Source organism: Acinetobacter sp. AB03 (assembly GCF_058107045.1).
On record NZ_JBUEBA010000002.1, the window covers coordinates 1,892,721 to 1,911,036 of the forward strand.

At 37.9% G+C, this 18,316-nt stretch carries 21 protein-coding genes; 12 read left to right on the top strand and 9 right to left on the bottom strand.

Annotation, left to right across the window (positions count from 1 at the left end):
* Positions 1–337: 337 nt before the first annotated feature.
* Positions 338–1,960: an ABC transporter permease gene (locus tag ACY3FQ_RS09700; protein WP_063454721.1), complete on the bottom strand. Its 1,623-nt coding sequence runs from the start codon at positions 1,958–1,960 to the stop codon at positions 338–340.
* A 55-nt stretch (positions 1,961–2,015) separates the two neighbouring features.
* On the opposite strand from ACY3FQ_RS09700, the gene ACY3FQ_RS09705 reads away from it, so the two are divergent.
* Together ACY3FQ_RS09705 and ACY3FQ_RS09710 are read left to right on the top strand one after the other, a co-directional pair.
* The gene (locus ACY3FQ_RS09705; RefSeq protein WP_411935456.1) at positions 2,016–2,765 is read left to right on the top strand and encodes a hypothetical protein; all 750 of its coding nucleotides are present in this window, start codon (positions 2,016–2,018) and stop codon (positions 2,763–2,765) included.
* A gap of 34 nt (positions 2,766–2,799) precedes the next feature.
* Positions 2,800–3,330, top strand: a complete 531-nt coding sequence (locus ACY3FQ_RS09710; RefSeq protein WP_063454715.1) for a hypothetical protein — start codon at positions 2,800–2,802, stop codon at positions 3,328–3,330.
* A gap of 101 nt (positions 3,331–3,431) precedes the next feature.
* Here ACY3FQ_RS09710 and ACY3FQ_RS09715 read toward each other — a convergent pair whose 3' ends face one another.
* Positions 3,432–3,794: a hypothetical protein gene (locus ACY3FQ_RS09715; protein WP_063454714.1), complete on the bottom strand. Its 363-nt coding sequence runs from the start codon at positions 3,792–3,794 to the stop codon at positions 3,432–3,434.
* Between the two features lie 290 nt (positions 3,795–4,084).
* On the opposite strand from ACY3FQ_RS09715, the gene ACY3FQ_RS09720 reads away from it, so the two are divergent.
* Positions 4,085–4,888, top strand: coding sequence for a DUF4942 domain-containing protein (locus ACY3FQ_RS09720; protein ID WP_005005990.1), 804 nt, complete (start codon positions 4,085–4,087; stop codon positions 4,886–4,888).
* Between the two features lie 195 nt (positions 4,889–5,083).
* Here ACY3FQ_RS09720 and ACY3FQ_RS09725 read toward each other — a convergent pair whose 3' ends face one another.
* Positions 5,084–5,377, bottom strand: coding sequence for a hypothetical protein (locus ACY3FQ_RS09725; RefSeq protein ID WP_063454767.1), 294 nt, complete (start codon positions 5,375–5,377; stop codon positions 5,084–5,086).
* A gap of 37 nt (positions 5,378–5,414) precedes the next feature.
* Positions 5,415–6,179, bottom strand: a complete 765-nt coding sequence (locus ACY3FQ_RS09730; protein ID WP_489773969.1) for an IS5 family transposase — start codon at positions 6,177–6,179, stop codon at positions 5,415–5,417.
* Between the two features lie 278 nt (positions 6,180–6,457).
* On the opposite strand from ACY3FQ_RS09730, the gene ACY3FQ_RS09735 reads away from it, so the two are divergent.
* From ACY3FQ_RS09735 to ACY3FQ_RS09755, 5 genes are all read left to right on the top strand, one after another.
* The gene (locus ACY3FQ_RS09735; RefSeq protein ID WP_005005986.1) at positions 6,458–6,865 is read left to right on the top strand and encodes a hypothetical protein; all 408 of its coding nucleotides are present in this window, start codon (positions 6,458–6,460) and stop codon (positions 6,863–6,865) included.
* 65 nt (positions 6,866–6,930) lie between these two features.
* Positions 6,931–7,401 carry a hypothetical protein gene (locus ACY3FQ_RS09740; RefSeq protein WP_005005983.1) on the top strand — a complete coding sequence of 157 codons (471 nt, stop codon included), beginning with the start codon at positions 6,931–6,933 and terminating at the stop codon, positions 7,399–7,401.
* Between the two features lie 11 nt (positions 7,402–7,412).
* Positions 7,413–8,363 carry a hypothetical protein gene (locus ACY3FQ_RS09745; protein ID WP_005005981.1) on the top strand — a complete coding sequence of 317 codons (951 nt, stop codon included), beginning with the start codon at positions 7,413–7,415 and terminating at the stop codon, positions 8,361–8,363.
* A 532-nt stretch (positions 8,364–8,895) separates the two neighbouring features.
* Positions 8,896–9,210 (top strand): hypothetical protein, encoded by a 315-nt coding sequence (locus tag ACY3FQ_RS09750; RefSeq protein WP_024160774.1) that lies wholly within the window; start codon positions 8,896–8,898, stop codon positions 9,208–9,210.
* A gap of 13 nt (positions 9,211–9,223) precedes the next feature.
* Entirely contained in the window at positions 9,224–9,601 is a 378-nt protein-coding gene (locus ACY3FQ_RS09755) for a hypothetical protein (RefSeq protein ID WP_024160775.1), read from the top strand.
* Between the two features lie 55 nt (positions 9,602–9,656).
* Here the strand turns inward: ACY3FQ_RS09755 and ACY3FQ_RS09760 are convergent, their stop codons facing one another.
* Together ACY3FQ_RS09760 and ACY3FQ_RS09765 are read right to left on the bottom strand one after the other, a co-directional pair.
* A complete protein-coding gene (locus ACY3FQ_RS09760; RefSeq protein ID WP_489773971.1) occupies positions 9,657–10,151 on the bottom strand; it encodes a hypothetical protein in 495 nt (164 codons plus the stop codon).
* A gap of 355 nt (positions 10,152–10,506) precedes the next feature.
* On the bottom strand, positions 10,507–11,676 hold the full coding sequence (locus tag ACY3FQ_RS09765) for a type I restriction endonuclease (protein WP_348960433.1): 1,170 nt from the start codon (positions 11,674–11,676) through the stop codon (positions 10,507–10,509).
* A 417-nt stretch (positions 11,677–12,093) separates the two neighbouring features.
* Here ACY3FQ_RS09765 and ACY3FQ_RS09770 point away from each other — a divergent pair, with 417 nt between their 5' ends.
* From ACY3FQ_RS09770 to ACY3FQ_RS09780, 3 genes are all read left to right on the top strand, one after another.
* Positions 12,094–13,299, top strand: a complete 1,206-nt coding sequence (locus ACY3FQ_RS09770) for a DUF1615 family protein (protein WP_489773972.1) — start codon at positions 12,094–12,096, stop codon at positions 13,297–13,299.
* Positions 13,266–13,922, top strand: coding sequence for an HAD-IB family hydrolase (locus ACY3FQ_RS09775; RefSeq protein WP_348960435.1), 657 nt, complete (start codon positions 13,266–13,268; stop codon positions 13,920–13,922). Before ACY3FQ_RS09770 ends, ACY3FQ_RS09775 begins: the two co-directional genes overlap by 34 nt.
* A gap of 160 nt (positions 13,923–14,082) precedes the next feature.
* On the top strand, positions 14,083–14,283 hold the full coding sequence (locus ACY3FQ_RS09780) for a hypothetical protein (protein ID WP_348960436.1): 201 nt from the start codon (positions 14,083–14,085) through the stop codon (positions 14,281–14,283).
* Between the two features lie 36 nt (positions 14,284–14,319).
* Here ACY3FQ_RS09780 and ACY3FQ_RS09785 read toward each other — a convergent pair whose 3' ends face one another.
* Both ACY3FQ_RS09785 and ACY3FQ_RS09790 read right to left on the bottom strand, forming a co-directional pair.
* A complete protein-coding gene (locus ACY3FQ_RS09785; protein WP_184119188.1) occupies positions 14,320–15,414 on the bottom strand; it encodes a fatty acid desaturase family protein in 1,095 nt (364 codons plus the stop codon).
* 14 nt (positions 15,415–15,428) lie between these two features.
* Complete coding sequence (locus tag ACY3FQ_RS09790; RefSeq protein ID WP_348960437.1) at positions 15,429–16,496, bottom strand: ferredoxin reductase; 1,068 nt, start codon at positions 16,494–16,496, stop codon at positions 15,429–15,431.
* Between the two features lie 140 nt (positions 16,497–16,636).
* Between ACY3FQ_RS09790 and fabR the strand changes: the two genes are divergently transcribed.
* On the top strand, positions 16,637–17,332 hold the full coding sequence (fabR, locus tag ACY3FQ_RS09795) for an HTH-type transcriptional repressor FabR (protein ID WP_114837313.1): 696 nt from the start codon (positions 16,637–16,639) through the stop codon (positions 17,330–17,332).
* Positions 17,333–17,370: 38 nt separating this feature from the next.
* On the opposite strand, the gene ACY3FQ_RS09800 is transcribed toward fabR, so the two are convergent.
* A complete protein-coding gene (locus ACY3FQ_RS09800; protein ID WP_348960438.1) occupies positions 17,371–18,186 on the bottom strand; it encodes an alpha/beta fold hydrolase in 816 nt (271 codons plus the stop codon).
* Between the last annotated feature and the right edge of the window lie 130 nt (positions 18,187–18,316).

Here is an 18,316-nt window from a genome sequence, read left to right on the forward strand (position 1 = left end):
TATAAAGTCTTTTATGACAGTTTTTGTTGATGCTTTAAGCTTTCATCTAGGATGATTTCGGCTTGTATTCACCGAGACCATTTGTTACTCCATGTGACATAAATATCACAATTAAAATAAGAGTAAATGCTCTAGAAAAAACTATTCAGTATAAAAATTAAACCAAATAGAGTATTTGTTCTAATAAAGAGGTGTTTTTTTTCTATTAGTATTTGATAAATAAGAAATAAAATTAATAAATTTGCATTTGGTAGGGTGTTTTTGATTGGTTAAAAAAAATACTATTTTTACTCTAAAACCCATTGTTGCTCTACATATTTAGCAACAATGGGACAGATCAACGTGGGGTTTTTCCAAGCTTTGCCAATAAAATAACAGGAATCAGACCGACCAATACAATTAGTAAAGCTGCTACTGCGCCATCTTCATAAGTGCCCCTAGACGCTTCTGCATATAGCTGGGTAGCGAGTGTTTCCATATTTAAAGGACGGAGCAACAAAGTGGCAGGGAGCTCTTTCATGCAATCTACAAAAATTAATAAAGCTGCAGAAATAATAGCAGGGCGTAATAATGGTAGGTGTACACGCCACAACAATGCAAAGTTGTTTTGTCCTAAATTACGTGCAGCATCATCAAAAACACCATGAATACGGTTATAGCCTGACTCAATGCCACCTACTGAAATAGCTAAAAAACGCACAGCATAAGCATAAATAAGGGTAAAACTGGTGCCGAGGAATAATAAACCTGTGTGTATCCCCAATTTAAATTCTAAAAAGTCGGCAATGGTATGATCAATTTTACCCAAAGCCAGCATGAGACCAATTGCCAAAACGGTTCCTGGAATGGCATAACCTAAACTGGCAATACGGCTAAACCAAGTGTGTTTACTAAAACGTGCCGCACTGACAATAAAGAAACCAATCAAAATAGTTACCACAGTTGCAAGACTGGCAAGGATTAGTGTGTTGATTGAGGCTTGTAATAGGAAATCTGAAAAGCCTGCATATTGAATACGTTTATAGGATTCGACCAATAAATGACTGGTTGGAATTAGAAAGCCAATACAGACAGGAATTAAGCCTAAACCCAATAATACCAGTGCTTTAACACCTTTAACCGATTGTGCAGGCATCAAGCGGCTACGTTGTGCAGAGTTCATATAGCGCTGTTTACGTCGACCTAAACGTTCCACCAAAACCAATAAGGTAATGATCATCAACATGAAAATGGCAATTTGCGCTGCGCCAGCTAAGTCAGATTGATTAGTCCAGGTTGAATAAATCGACAAAGTTAAGGTTTTAATGCCTAAAAATTCTGTTGCACCAATATCATTAATGGTTTCCATTAAAACTAGACTAGTACCCACAGCAATCGCAGGACGTGCTAATGGAATCGCAACACGTAAAAACACTTGATCGGGTTTTAATCCTAATGTACGTGCGACCTCAATTAAACTGGCCGATTGCATCAGAAACATTGCACGGGTGCTTAAATACACATACGGATACAGCACAAAGCTAAGCAAGAAGATGCCGCCCCAAACGCTACGAATATTGGGAAACCAAAACTGTTGTAATTCTAAATTAAACCCATCACGCAGAATGCTTTGCACAGGACCAATAGGATGCAAAATGTCGATATAACTATACGCAATAATATAAGTTGGTACAGCTAAAGGCAGCAGTAAGGCCCAATCTAAAAATGCACGACCTCGGAATTGATACGCCGTTACAATCCATGCGCTGCCTGTACCAATCAGGATGGTGAGAATTCCCACACCCAACAATAAAATCCCTGTTTCTGCCAACGTGTGTGGAATTACATAACGCAGCAGATGCCCCCAAATTTCACTATCACCTTGTAATGCTGTCCAAATTAAAGCGACCACAGGTAAACAGGCGAGTAGTGTCAATAACCCACTGAGCGAAAATAAAAAATTAAATTTATTTTTAAACATTGCAATAGAGGTACTAAACATTATTGAACGTGAATTGAACTAAGGAGCTGGACGCATGAATAAGCTTGTACTTGCCATTGAGTCAGGGCGTATTACTGACGGAGAAGTTTTATTTTCACAGTTGAATCAGCTTAAATCTGGTCAAATACCCGATATGGTAAGTAGACAACAATTTGCTGAACTGTCTGAAATGGTCAATGCCTTTCAGGATGTATGGATGGATGAACCAGTATCTTTTTTTCAGCCTATCCAAGACTTTTTAAAAGCGATTGATTTAGAAGTCTACAATGATTTCAGCACTGATTTTGACTTGTGGTACTACTACGAAGCACCAGAGCAAAAATACGAAGCAACAGTAGCAACTAAACCATTATTTTCGGCACCAAAACTCACCGCTACTGGTGAAGTCTACAACTGTCTATTGACCGTTGAACAAGCTCAAAACTATCTAAATAAGGCAATTCAATTTGCTCGTGACCATAACATGCCAGTGCCAAAGTCATGTAATGAACCGTTTATCGTCACAGATGGTTTAGAGGTTGGATCTGAGTTGATCTACTCAGGCGTAGGCACAGATAAAGCCGTATATACGGCAATACAGCTCATACAAGAGGCAATACTCAATAATGCTGGTAAAGAGCATGTGTTATGCCTAAGACGTTTTTCAAACAGCTTAAAACCATTGTTAAAGTCTGCATTAGGTAAGGAAGTTTACTTAACCAATTGCACACTAGGGAAGCTGGCAGATCTTCTTGATCGCCCTGAAACATGGTCAGAGTTCACAGAACACTTTAAACAAAACTAATCAAGCTCATGGCTTAAAACTTGGAGATACGACAATGCAACTACACAATTTGAATCCTGGTACCGATACAGTTCGCCACCTTTTGAAAACCGAGAGTGCTACATATAGTGGCGTTCCATCATGTGTGATCAATATCATTGGGCAAGCAAAAAAGACTGTTCCCAACTTTATTGAAGTGATTTTTGTTGAGGTTGTATTGTTTCATCCCAAAGATGGCGAAGTATACGAAATTGAAGTGAGTGCACCGTTACAGGTTGAGCCTGTTGCCGAAGCTCACCGTATTGGAATGTTCAATCCAAGTGAAGCTAGAGCACTTATTGAGGGTGAAGTGCTGGATGTAGCAATCAATCTACAACGCAAGGCAATTGAGGAAATGATTGAATATGATTTGCTCTCAGAAGACGGTCTGGAGAAGTTCAACGCATGGAATGGGATCTCACCTGAAAGCCTATTGCTTGAAAGCTTTGAATGCGTGACCGAATACAACGGACTTCACAGCACACACTTTATGGCCAGCAAGGTGAAGCAAAAAGTAACCAATTACCTTAAAAGAGATTTGTTCTAATCAGATCCATAAAAAAGAGAGGTTTGCCCTCTCTTTTTTATGGCCATAGATTTATGGCCGTAAACGGTGTTTTTTAATTGATTAAAAAGGTTTTGGATTATTCAACCCATGAGATTAAATGAGGTGAGAAAGCCAAGTACTCCAGCTATACACATCACGAAAACAGCCCACAAAGATTGAGCGCCGTTAAACTGTAATGGCTTGGAATCATCAATCAACTTGAACACCCTTAAGATCCGCTGCATCACATTGTTTACACCAATCACAAAAAAGCCATAAATCACAGTAATGATTAGAAAATCATGTTGCTGGGGATGGTTACTTGCAAGCTTCAACATATATAAGTAGGCAAATATTGCTATTGAAGAAAGCGCATAAAAATATGCAAATACACAAGGCAGATAAATAAGCAGATCTTTAGTTGTCGCACGTATATGTTCTGAACGCTCATTTGATTTTTTCATTTAACAATATCCTCATTACAGATTTTTATAGCATTGGTATTTGTTCGATCAGTTGAGAACATAACTGAATGTTGTTTTTTCATAAGCATATCGACATCATCATTTATGAGTAGAGGTAATAAGGAATTTTAAAGGTTGAGCCATATTCCACTACACCAAGTTTTAAGCGTTGTGCTTATTTAATTTAATTATAGTGAAAAAGTTAGCTTATAAATTTTAAAAAAAAATTAATGACCATGGTTTTTATTAAAATATCTATATAGACAATTAAGCTAATTAGGTGGGCAATTATGAATATGTTGGTAAATATAAAAAGAGAAGTGCAAGCATCTGAATTAGACTTTATTGAAGTCGAAAAGCTAATTTTGCAATGCGAAAAAGCAAAATCGTCAATAAAGGTTATTTATGAAAGCATCAAAGATATTGAACTTGATGCTTACCAGATTGTGAGTGCAATCACCCGAAAATCATATTCATCATCATTCAATACTGAAGAATCTGCTTTAAAACAAATATCGTCATGCTTCTGGAGGAAGTTAACTGAGATCATCAATCTTAGAAACTTTATATCTGAAAAAGAATATGATGCGTTGTCAGATAAAATTGCTCGTCATGAAATTGAAGATTTCACGATGGATAACGTGAATGTATTTTTAGAATCTATCTGGTCTACGCGCCACATGGCATATGCTCGTAAAGTTGATTCATTGTTTTGCCAATTATCAAGCAAATACAAAACCAATCTTGGTGCTGGTATTAACCCGTGCGTGATCATTCATCACAATAGCTACCATTCTTATTGCAGACGAGATAATTTAGTGGAAGAAGTACGCTTTATAGCAAGGCAGTTATTTGGCAAGCCTTTAGACCACACTAGATTAGATAAACTCAGGTTAGATCGTGGTATCTGGCATAGCATTGATGATAATTTATTACGCATTAAGATCTACGAAAACGGTAACTGTCATATCTTGTTTAATCAATGCGTAGTTGATCGCATTAACCAGGTATTAAACCTGTTATATCCGAATCAAATTGGCATAGATCCAAATGTAAAACACAAACGCCGTGCGTATGATGAACCCATTTTATAAAGCTCATTAAAAAACCATCAATTGTTATTGTGGTTTTTTTTTAGATATATACGGTACTAATTTTGCGATCGTGCCACTGGTGAACATACACTGACCATATCACTATGGATACTTGGGATAAATCATATCCCTTAAAGGCAGATTTAAATTTAGACTCCATTTTTCGGAGCTGCATTCTCTTATCACGAGATGGCTCTAATTCAATATCCCCAATGAATTGAGAATTGCAATAAGATCTTGTTCAGGTGTATCAGCAAGCACCGTCACGTTATAGCCACCGCTAAACTGGTGTAATTCAGCACAGTGCTCAACATCAGACGCCGTGAGTACCAATTCAACATCAAAATATTGAATCACTTTAAGCACCTGGTACTTTGCTTTAAAGAATCCGTTGTTTTCAGCTAACTTCATCGCTTCAGCAATGGTGATGTTTTCAAGCACAAGACGGTCTTGAGCTGGTTCAGCTTCATATGTTTTAAAACTTAACAATTTAATTAAACTTAATTAATTAGGGTCTGTTGACATTTCAAGTATAGAATTTACCCGATAAAGGTAGCCAAATAAATATACAAGCTAATGCAACTGCACCCTCATAGCTACACTTTAACTTATCATATCGTGTTGCTATTCCTCTGAACTGCTTTAACCTACAAAATGCATTCTCCACTAAGTGTCTGATTTTATATAAATACCAATCCATATGGTCATTATTTGACTGGGTATTTGATTTTCTTGGAATATTCGCTTTAGTTTTTTTCGCAGATATTTGTTCTCTTAATGATTCAGAGTCATATCCTTTGTCTGCACAACACACTTCCGTTTCACTCAAATCTAGTTTTTCAATCATTTTGGGAGCAATCTTGACATCATGTGTCGTTCCATCGGAGATAATAATTTCGATTGGATTGCCATCCGCATCAACAGCTAAGTGTATTTTAGAACTATTGCCACCAATGCTTTTAGAAATATCCTGATCTTTTATTCCAGCAGAATGTTGATGTGCCCGAACATGACTACCATCAATAAAAACCCATTCCACATCAGCATTTGAAGAAATTAATTTAAATACTTTCATTAACTTATCATTTTTACACCAACGATTATATTTTTTAAAGATTGAGTTATACGAACCAATTTCCTTAGGCAAATCACGCCACGGACAGCCTGTTCTTATTCTATAAAGTATTGCTTCGACAAAATTTCTCAAATTAGATTTGAAATAGATATTAAAATTTCGGAAAATAGAAAGTAACTTAGACCAGTGTTGATCATTCAGCATTGTACGAGGCATAGCGAGAAGTAAATTTGGTTTGGCGATTAAATTTTACTTTCTCGCTATTTTTTTGAACAGAAAATGTCAACAGACCCTAACTAATTGCTCGTTAAATTATTCTTAATGCATTACGGCGATACGGCTAATAGAAAAATCATATTAGTACGCAAGCGATGTTTTTTAATTGATTAAAAAAAGATTGAAAATCTTATTTTTCGAGAAAAGTTTGCCAGGTTGTGTTTTCCAATAAAATGAAACTATCAAAAGCAGAAAGCTTAAAACTTGGAGTGAACAGCATGTCAAATTTAAACGCTCAATCAGTACAGTTACAAGGCACTTTATACATCGGTTTCCCTAAAACTTTTAGCGGTGCTCACATGGAAACATTGTTTGATGAAATCTCAGATTACATCGACAACAACTGTGATTTAACCCTTGCGGATCTTCAAGCGGATAGTGACTATGCTCAACTTCAATTTCAACAGCACATGCCGACATTGGCTGATAAAACAAATTTCTTCTTCATGGATGTTGAAATCTACGTTGCAACATTAAAAGAAAACTTTGGTCATACATCAGTACTCGACCAAGTTACCTCAGTAAATATCTTTGGCAAAAACCTTGAAGACATTTGCACGTTAATGGCTCAAAACGGCTACGCATACGACCGTATAGAAGATTGTTGGTCACGCGAACTTTCTTAATTCAATTCACCCATACGCACGGATAACGTGCGTATGCCACTGAATCACATTTGAGGATATAAACCATGCAAAACCTAATTACAGCGCATTGCGAGCTAACCATCAAACATGATGAAAAACAGCAAAAAAATGTCGGGCCTGTTGTTGTGACGTTTGGGGCGATCTTTACTGCTGAGTCGGTGAATGAATTGTTTTGCGCTATATGCCAAGACGGAATCAGATTTAAAGCAATCTATAACCCCGACAATATGTATTTTTTACGCCATGAGCTAAGCCCAATTGCTGATTTGTCAGTTAAGACAGACCAAGACGGCAACATTATTGTCAGTGTGATTGCATCCACTAGCCCATATTTTGAGATCAAAGTACTAAAAAATGGTTTTACCAACTCAGACACCTTAAATAGTTCTGCGATTCGCACGTTGGTTCGCAACCATCAAAGCCCATTCCAAGAGCAAATTTCTGACTACTTTGAAACAGACCAAATTTTTAAAACCATGCAAGCAATTTTTGCACACACGTATTTAAGCCGATAAGGAACTTCACCATGACGACCGCTACTGCTACCGCTGAAAAGACCGTGTTCAAACGTGAAACGTTGGAGCTGAAGAACATCCATGTTTACACCCAAAACGACCGCATTAACCAAAAGAGTCGCGTTGGCGACCGTGCATACGACAATGGATTAGTGAAAGACATCCTGTTCAGCCCTATGCTTTGGGCTACCCCTGAATTTTCATCTAGCTATGTTACTCAGATTCAAATTAAAGGCACACGCATTTATGATTCACTTTGCAGTTATACTGGCGTTCGCACCTATTTTTATAAGTTGTCAGACAGTGAGTTTGGGTGCATGTATCAAAAACGTCCGTACCCACAAAACGACTTTCTCTTAATTTTTGCAAACTTAACGCAAATGTTTAACGATGCAGTTTGTTACTTTGGAAACAACAGTAATAAAAACGCTTTTAAAAGTCTAGATTTTGACATCGAATGCGGTGTTTCACGGTTCAATTTACAGCAACGCTTATTAGAGTTTTATAAGAAGTCTAAACGCCAATTGACCATCAGTGAAACAACAAGCGGGATGCTTGGTGACTCGAATCTTCGCTATAACATCTTTGTTCGCAACCAACCAAAATTGGACAAACACGGCAAGCCGTTAAAATGCACCAAAAAACTCATTAAGCTGTACAAAGAGCGTGGCACAGTTGCGATCTATGGCGGTGACTGCATTTCACCACTCAAGCTCGTTAAACACCAACAAATCAAGCTAGAGAGCGAAAATGGCAAGTTTTCATATACGACTGACTTCATCACGTTGTACTCAGTAGAACAAGACATGTACACCTTATATATTCCCTATTCAGTACTTAATGAAAGCTACGGAACAACTAATAAATTTTATGGTTTGCATCTCACCCAAGAAGAAGCAGAAAAAACCATCCCGAAATTATTAGAACGTACTCAAAAGTATTTAAACCATAAAAAAGGTTAATACCCTTGCGTTGATCAGCTAATTGATCAACTGCTGGCTTTATAAACGCAAACGATGTTTTTTTAATTGATTAAAATAATCCAAAACTTAATTTTGATAATTCAGCACCCATAATTCTACTAATGCATTTCCATCAAGCCTTAATTCAAACCATATTCAATTAACAATGAATTAACACCACTACGGCGTTATTTCTTAAATGTGGTATATGGCTTTACCCACCCCCTACTCGTCTATGGCTAATTGTTCCAGTGTCAGTCAAAAAATGAAATATAATTCATTCTCAAAAATGAGAATCTGTTCACAAATGGGAACGCGAAGCAGCCTTAATTTTAAAAATACCAGTTCATCTAGACTAAATTTGAGTAAGTCTGATTAATATTGAATAAAAAACCTAAGTTTTTCGCCGTATGTTTTAATCTTCAAGGGTTTAACTTTAATGAAATTTTTTTTAAATAAACTAATTTAGTGGATTTTGACCGTTATAATGGTTTTATCTCGAGGCATATTGCCTTAAACTTGGAGCCGTGTGATGTTAAAACTATCTAGTATCTTTTCTCATGAAGCTAGGATTGAATCCCTTGTTATTCAATTTGAAGCCGATTATCAAACTGCACTAAAGCAAGGTTTAGATATTTACTTTGGCGTTGGCTATGCAACTAATGAGGATAGTCAATCTATACAGGCGTATCTTGTGAAAGATAAGGAGATTTATAAAAAGCATTACTGGAGTTGGGAATACCCAAGAACACCACACAAAATTGAAAAAACTAAAGCTGAGCACCGCCATTGGTTAAACCTAGCTGATGTACGAAACGCTGCGCTCGAGGCGAATATTACAAAATAAAAAGGTAATCTAAATGATAAAAAAAAGTGTGGGTTTTGAACGTGCTTCTGATGTTCAAGCCATCGTTTACTCAGTAAAAGATGGATCTGCAGTTTTTGTCGTACCAAATGGCTTTGTGGTGCTGGAGGTTCCATTGTCACAAACTCAAGCCGAGTACTTCAAGATGTATGAGAAGTCACCTAATGTATTTGTGTTGTACGGTAAGGCAAAATTCCATTACGTGTGTGATTGTGAAGTTGAACTGGTTGGCTTTAGTATAGAAAAATCTAAGCTAACAAATCAATTGGTCAATCCAAGCTTATTTAGCCACATTGATAAACCTGCAGTCAGTATAGATTGCATCTATGATGATATGTCTGCACCAACTATAAGCCCTGGCTTTTATTGTTAATTAGCTGGTATAAAAGATGCCCGAAATTCGGGCTTTTAATTTGTCTGAAGACAAGTTATTTCAACTCGCACGGCGCTTTAATTCTGATGTTATTTGCCCAAGAATAAACATCCGAACCTTTTTGTGGGAAAGGCTGACTCTTAGAATACTGCAACCAACACACCGAATTATGGGTTGGATCTTGTGCCTTACGTTTTTCACGTAATTTAATCAGGCTTTCTCTTAACGCTGCAGTATCGTATTTTGGATCAAGTGACATAAAACCTACCGCAAACAGATCCGCATAAGATTCTCGCCATAGTTGCGTTTTACCGCTACTTTCAGCCGTTACAAAGGTAGATACATCATCCATCTTTACTTTGGACCGATCAGACGGCGCAATTGAATTTAATGCTTTAAGTGGCTGGCCAAGTTCACCAGGCACATCGGTCGCACGATCTAAACAGTGAGATAACTCGTGCGCTAATATCAGCATTTCCCAATCGTTGTAGCTTACATCGGTTTTTGCTTCTTTATACATGGTGTTCATGCTGGTTTTAGACATATTCACCAGGCAATATCCTGTACTAGATCTTAATGAAGCTGGAGAAGCTTGCGGTATATCTAAGGAAGTTAAAGCCCAACTTTCGTTAAAGTCACCTAACACAAGTGGCGCGTTGTAGTTTTATAGCACAAATAAAAAAGCCTACTCTTTGATAAGCTTTTGAGGCTTGTTATCGAGCCTTTGGCTGTACTCCATAACTCTTATTCATAGTTCATCGAAAATTAGAAACATCATTTTGATATCTTTGCACGACGGTCACGTCCAAGGATGACTTGTAATGACAAAATAAGATCTATCCTATCTCTCAAGTATGAAGTTTTACTGTGCTATGAAAAAGCCACTTATAAAGTGGCTTTTTCTATTAGGAATTAGATGCTCTTTTAAAGTTGTCATCATTACTACAGTAATCCAAGCAATCTTTTAAAATGCCTACGGCTCTATATATGTGTTCAGGTTTATCTAAAAAAACTTGACCGTTATTTTGCACTTCCAATCCTGCCCGCTCTAACTCTTTTTTTCGATAGTCATCAATTGCTACTGCAAACTGAATGGTTGGTCTCTTACGATTTACATCATATCTAAATAACCAGCGATTATTTTTATTCTGAAACAGCACGCTAAAATAGCTTTCTGTGTCTTTAGCAACCAATTCAACTTCAGGAAAGAGCTCTATCACAATACGACTTAACTCCTGTTCATCAACAGTAGTCACAATTCTTTCATTTTCAGAATTAACAATGTCAGCTAGCCTTGAGCTTTCGGACACAATCTCAATAGTCTCCTCTACTTTTTGTTCAACTGGCTGGGCAGTAATAATTGTAGGCGAGGATAGTCCTTTAACAACGGTATCACTAATTGACTGCTCAACAGCTTGTTTTACAAAAGGCTGAATTGACTCTAAAAATTTAGTGTTTAATTGACGAGGAATACTTGCTTGTTGAGCCACATAGCGAACAAAATCAATATCAACTTCATTAATACTTCTTTTTATTACAGTTTTAAACTGCTGGATATATTGATTTTCTTCAGCAAAAAAGCGTAGCTTTTCTACATGAAAATTATCATGTTTAAACTCAGCTAGCTGTGTCAAATCCTCGGCTTTATTCTTCGTAAAATCAACTGTTAAAAATGGCTTATCATCCATCACATTTGGATTAATTAAATCAGTAAAAAATCTCCATTCTTTACCATTTGTGATCGCGCCAATCGTCACCCCTAAACTACTATTAAAATATCTAGATAGCTGCGGAGCATGATTCGTTAAATTAGCAACATAAGGTTTTGCTTCAATAAACATTACAGGTTGCCCATTACAGTAAAGAGCATAATCAACTCTTTCTGTAGATTTCACACCTGGAAAATCAGCTGCAAATTCTGCAAGCACCTTGGTCGGGTCATAAGGGCTAAAACCTAAAATATCTAATAAAGGAAGGATTAAAGCCTGCTTAGTTGTTTCTTCTGTAGTACAGTGGCCCCCTACTTTTTTCACATGCTCAATATGGCTTCTTAGTCTATTAATAAAATTTTCCATATTCCCCTCATTATTATTACAAGTACATTTTTTGATCTAATTTTAGATCTTAACCCTTTTACTTTATTTTTCAAATATTAATTTAAATTTGTTTTTAGAATGTCATTACATTCTATTCGTTGAACTATTTTCTGTTTAATTTATTAAAAAAACGAATCTCAAAAAATGGAAAAATCATAAGTTAAGTTCTCCTCAATCTATTACACTAATTTTGCGCCATCCGTCATAATAAAACAGATAACAGACTGAATAATATTCATTCTTCTTAATAACCCAACCCACCTGCCATAGGAACAACAACCAAATGATTTGACAGTTGATACCGACCAATATACATATAAATTCATCACTTTTTCGACCGACATAGTATACTGCACCTGCTGTTTCGGCTCACCTTTTATCATGTGTTCTCTGTTTATGAGTAAAAAGCTGTTTCTTTCTTCTGGTTTAAAAACACTGAGTGTCTTGGCCATATCTATAGGCTTAACCGCCTGCGGTGATCGTTCATGGTGGACAGATGATGAGCCTAAGCTCAATGCTGAACAAATCGCACGCATCATTCCCGGACGCGTAAATGACCGCCGTTCATGGGCTGAAGATATATACGATATTTCAGAGCAGTTTGGTATTCCGCAAAATAAAGAGAATATGTGTTCGATCATTGCCGTGGTTGATCAAGAGTCTAACTTTGTTGCAGATCCACAAGTTTATGGTTTAGGTGAAAAAGCGGTTAAAGAAGTCCAAGATCGTTTAGATGAAAAATTTAAAGATAAGCTCGGCGATGCTATCGGTGGCACGATTGCGGGCTATTTCCAACAGGTCTTAAAAGAGCAGCCAAGCCCTGAAGATAACTATTTAAGCCAAATGCGCCGCGTTAAAACAGAACGCGAACTGGATGAACTGTACCGTGAAATTTTTGACTATATGTCAAAGCACTATCACGTCAGTGCACTCACAGGTGCAGCCAAACTTGTCGGTCAGGACGTGGGCGAAAAAATGAACCCGATTACCACGTTGGGTTCAATGCAAGTGCATATCGGCTATGCCAAAGACAATAAACGTGAAGGTGGCAGCATGGCTGACCTACGTACCGACCTTTATAGTCAATATGGTGGTCTGTACTACGGCATTCACCGACTGATGATGTACCCTGCTGACTATGACAAACCGCTTTACCGTTTTGCTGACTATAACTCGGGCATGTACTCAAGTCGAAATGCAGCCTTCCAAAGTATGTTAAATGACTTAACTGAAGCAGAACTTGATTTAGACGGAGACTTGTTACTTTATGGCAAAGATGGCTCACCTAAATCTGCAAAAAGCCAATCAGAACGTGAACTCATCAGTGTTTTCGCTCAGCACAATATTTTGGTTACTCCGCGTCAAATTCGCTCTGACCTGAAAAAAGAGAAAGAGAAGAAATTTGAAGATACAGCAACCTATCGCGCTGTGACTAAGCTTTATCAAGAAGTCACTAAAAAAGAACCTTTCTATGCCATGATGCCAGAAGTTGTCATTTCTGGTCCAAAGCTCAGCCGTGACTATAATACCAACTGGTTTGCCACTCGTGTCAATGGACGTTATCAAACATGCATGCAACGTGCAAAGCGCATAAAAATCTAGCCTTATTTGACTTTGATGGCACCCTGTATGACAAAGACAGTTTTACGGGGTTCATCTTCTACGTACACTCGAAACGGCATATTGCCCTACAAGGCTTAAAAGTACTGCCTTATATTCAAAGTTATTATTTGGGTTTTTATCCTGCGCATCATATGCGCTCTAAACTCTTCCATGCGATGTTTAAGCAAGCTGAAGTGAGCGAAATTGACGCTTATGCAAAACGCTATGCAGAACTCTTAATCAAAGGACTTAACCCCGCACTCTATAGCCAACTGAAACAACACCAAAGTTTGGGTGATGATGTGGTTTTGGTCTCTGCTTCAATTGATATCTATTTAAAATATGTGTGTGAAATCCTCTCAATTGAACTGATCTGTACCCAAGTTGAACAAGACCAGCAACACTATACAGGGCGTTATCTGACTGCGGACTGTAGCTGTGAGTACAAAGCTCAACGTATCCAAGAAAAATATGCGCTGGATAGTTATCATGCCGTTTATGCTTATGGAAATAGCATTGAAGATAAACAAATGTTGTCTTTAGCTGATTTTAGCTATTTGGTAGGGACAGATTTAAGTCTTCCTGACTTGTCAGAAACATCAAATCATCGTCAAATAAGCTAATTATTAAGTGCAGGTTAATAATTAGCCATATTAAATTTTTAAAAATATTTATTATTAAAATTCAGTATGTTTTATTTACCAAAAAATATATTTATGATAAATTTTGCCTAATAAAAATATTTTGAGAACCATTCCACTTAAATTATAAAAAGGCATCAGTATGGAACAGTTATCTCCACCCAAGTATGTCAAAGGTCTTTCGATTAAATTCGGTGAAAGCCCCTTTGTATTATTGGCGAAGTTCGCTTTTAATGCTTCAAAACAAAAATGGTTAAAACACGAAATTGAACATGTGCTCAATATCGCCAAACAAGGTGATTACCATCATCTGGTAAAGACCTTACGTCAATTTAGTAAATAACAAAAAAAGCCACTTCAAATGAAGTGGCTTTTTTACTTACTTTTTAAAGGGAAATGCATATTTCACAATACGTTTGATGACGCTACCATACTGTTTTACTAAGCTGGCATTGTTATAGTTAATGCCATACTTTTCACACACTGCTTGTACTTTCGGTGCCATTTTACGGTAACGACGCGCAGGTACATCTGGATATAAGTGATGCTCAATTTGATGACTTAAGTGCCCCGTCAAAATATGGAATGCTTCAGAACCCGTTAAATTCGATGAACCACGAATTTGTCGCATGTACCAGTGACCACGGCTTTCATTTTCCAGTACTTTTTTCGGGAAAACTTCCACATCTTTGGTGAAGTGACCACAAAAAATCACACTAAATGTCCACATATTACGGATACCATTTGCAATCAAATTCCCCGTAAAGACAGGCAACGCCGCAGGTCCTGCAATGAGTGGGAAAAACACATAATCTTTAAACAATTGTTTACCAATTTTGCGCTGCATAGGTTTCCATTCAGCTAAAGTCTGCGCTTTGCTTTTACGTCCCTTGAAGTATTTGCCTAATTCCAAGTTTTGGATCGCAACGCCCCATTGGAACAACAAACAAAATGGAATGCTATAAATCGGTTGTAATAAAAAGCCCGGTTTCCAACGTTGTTCAGGGAATAATCGAAGCAGACCATAGCCAATGTCATCATCCATTCCTTTAATGTTGGTATAGGTATGATGCTTGTAGTTATGGGTCTGACGCCAATTGTCTGCTGTACCTACGATGTCCCACTCATAGTTTTGACCATTAAACTTAGGGTCGTTCATCCAGTCATATTGACCGTGCATCACGTTATGACCTAATTCCATGTTTTCCATAATCTTGGCAAAACTCAGCAAGCCCGTGCCCAACACCCATGCAGGTGGGAACCAACCTGCAAATAAACATGCACGACCTGCAATAGATGCATAACGCACCGCTGCATAGACACGACGAATATATTGCGCATCTTTCTCGCCAATATCATCCAGTACTTCTTGCTTAATGGCATCTAGCTCACGTGCAAGTTCATCTAACTCAAATGTCGTTAACTCACGATTCTTCGGGTTTTTAAAATATTCAACTTTAACAGGCATATTCATTGTATTTATTCCCCTTATAAATCAACAATAAGATCGGTTTGTGCCGTATTGACACAGATTTTTAGAAAATTTCCAGGCTCAGAGTTTTGTGCACCATTGACCAAGTTTTTGGTCGAACCTTCCACTTTGTTGCAAGCACATTTATTACAGATTCCCATACGGCAGCCATGCTGAGGCTTCACATTTTGCTGTTCCAAACTTGCAAGAATAGATTGACCTTTGGGAATGCTTAAAATCTTCTTCGACTTTGTTAAGGTAATATTCACAAAACCAACATCATCATTTGCAAATGGACTCATGCTAAACGCTTCAGTTTTTAAGGTATTGGCATGAGCGAAAAGCTGCTCAACCTTAGCCACAAAACCTGAAGGGCCGCATGCATATACCGTTGCATTTTCAATCTGATCCAATCCAGACATATGGTTTTGGTTTAAACGCTCACCTTCATCTGACTCTTGGGTATAAAACATGCTGAATGTGAAGTTTGAGTATTGTGCTGCCAACTGTTCAAAATAGGCTTTGAAAGCTGCATCAGTATGTTTTTTCACCCAATACATCAAATGTACAGGCTGCTTTTTAAGCTTGGCGGTCTTCTCTAAACGTTTCAGTAAACTCAGCATGGGGGTAATACCACTGCCCGCAGCAAGTAAAATTAGCTGTTGATCATTTACAGTCAATTGCATATCGCCATAAGGCTGGCCGAATTCTAAAACGTCGCCGATTTGAGCCTGCTCACATAGCCAATGACTTGCCTTGCCTTGGTCTACTTTTTTCACATTCAGTAAGATATGTTGCGCATCAATCTGGGTCAAACTATAGGTACGTTCATAACGTACGCCTTGAACCACGACATATACAGGATGGTGCTGTCCCGCTTGCCCCATTTGAAAGTGACGGTTGGTTTGCAGCGTTAAACTCACCATATCGTGTGCAACTTGCTCTTTTTTTACGACTTTACCCAAAGCTTGGTGTATCGACCAAAGTGGATTGATTTTTTGAAGCCAAAAGTTAGCTGTGTGTCGGTCTATAACACTCTCAGCATACTCAGTTAAAGGAGATTTAGTTTTTTCAAGGATCTGCATAGTAAAGGACCACGCCATAGATTTTGAATTATTATACACATGTATATATATTTGTATATATACTCTGATTGTTTCGTTTCGTTTCACAATGCCGACCAGTGGGGCTATAATGAACCGATTGATTTAATTGCTTGATAAATATGACACCGACCACCATTCAAACCCATACAACCAACACAGAGCATGAAGCTTCAAAAAAACATGCACCAGTGCTTGCACGTAGTGTTGGTCGAAAAGCAACGATTACAAAAGATGAACTGTTTCAAGCTGCTTTAAATTTGATTGGTCCTGAAAAAAGTATTGCATCCCTGAGCTTGCGTGAAGTCGCACGTGAAGCAGGCATTGCGCCGAATAGTTTTTATCGTCATTTTAAAGATACCGATGAACTGGCTATCGAGTTGATTGAACGTGCAGGTGTTGTGCTACGCCAAATTTTGCATGAAGCACGGATTAAGGCCATTCGCCAAGAAAGTATTATTCGTAGCTCAGTCGAAGTTTTTATTGAACAACTCGATGCGGATGATGGCAACTTAAGCCTGCTATTACGCGAAGCATATACGGGTTCGGCATCTTATAAAAATGCGGTCGAAAGACAGTTGAATTATTTCCAGCAAGAGCTCAAAGACGATTTAATTCGTTTAGAACGTTTAAATAATAGTAAGCTCTTCCACCCTGAATTGGTGTCCATGGCAATCACCCAATTGGTCTTCAATATGGGTGCCAAAGTAATTGATATACCAAGTGTAGAGCGTAAAAAAATGGCTGAACAAACTATGATCATGATTCGCATGATTTTGGAAGGTTCGCGCCATTTGGATGAGGCGATGATTCGCTAACCTGTGATTACACCCAACAGATTCGCTGAAATATCTTATTATTTGTTTCGCTGTTGCTTTTTAATGAGCTGGTGCACGAATTCAGCGGTCTGTTTCGGTTGTTCCAGTGGAAACATATGCCCGCCTTCAAGCACGCTATAGTCAATCGCATAGGTTTTTTTCATCCCTTGGGGTAAACCTTGCTTATAGAAATGGCTATCTTTTGCAGTCAACACATGAATCGGCATATCAGGTGCTTTGCGTGGGGTACGCCACCACCATGCAGGCACTGTCCTGAAGATCTCAGCTTCAGTATGTTTGGGAATGGTTAACGTCACCCCATTTCGAGTCGGATCACTTTTTAAACCACACGCTATAAAGTCCGTAAAACACTGTTCATCAAAGTCTTTAAAAATACGATTCGGTCTAAGCGCCTGACTGGCCTGTTCAATACTTTCCCAATGATCACGACGTTTGACGGTCACCGCCGCTGGGGTAAGTTTTTCAATAGACTTTGATCCCAGCTTTTGTAACGCTTCAAATAAAAAGGCCTTGGAACCAATCACAAACGGTGGATCCATGATAATCACTTGCGAAAACAACTGTGGTTTTTTATAAGCCGCCATAAGCGTAAGTAAAGAACCAAAAGAATGCCCTAAACCAATCACTTGTTGCCGTGGAAACTGCTGTTCAATATCTGAAATAACTTGGTCCACCAACGCTTCCCAACGGTATTCCACAGGATAGTGCGGATCTAGGCCAATCATCGGGATCGCTTTGACATCAAAATCTTGATTTAAAAACTGGAAAAATTTTTGATAGCTGCCCGAGGGAATGCCGTTTGCATGGGTAAAGTGTAAGGCTGGTTTGCTCATGTCATTCAGATCTATTGTTTTTATAGCCTATTTACCATAATCGTTTTTCAAACTAAACGAAATGGCGCAGGATGAATCCTAAGTCATGAACTTTGATCACTTCCGCCAATTTTTAAAAATATTTTGGGAT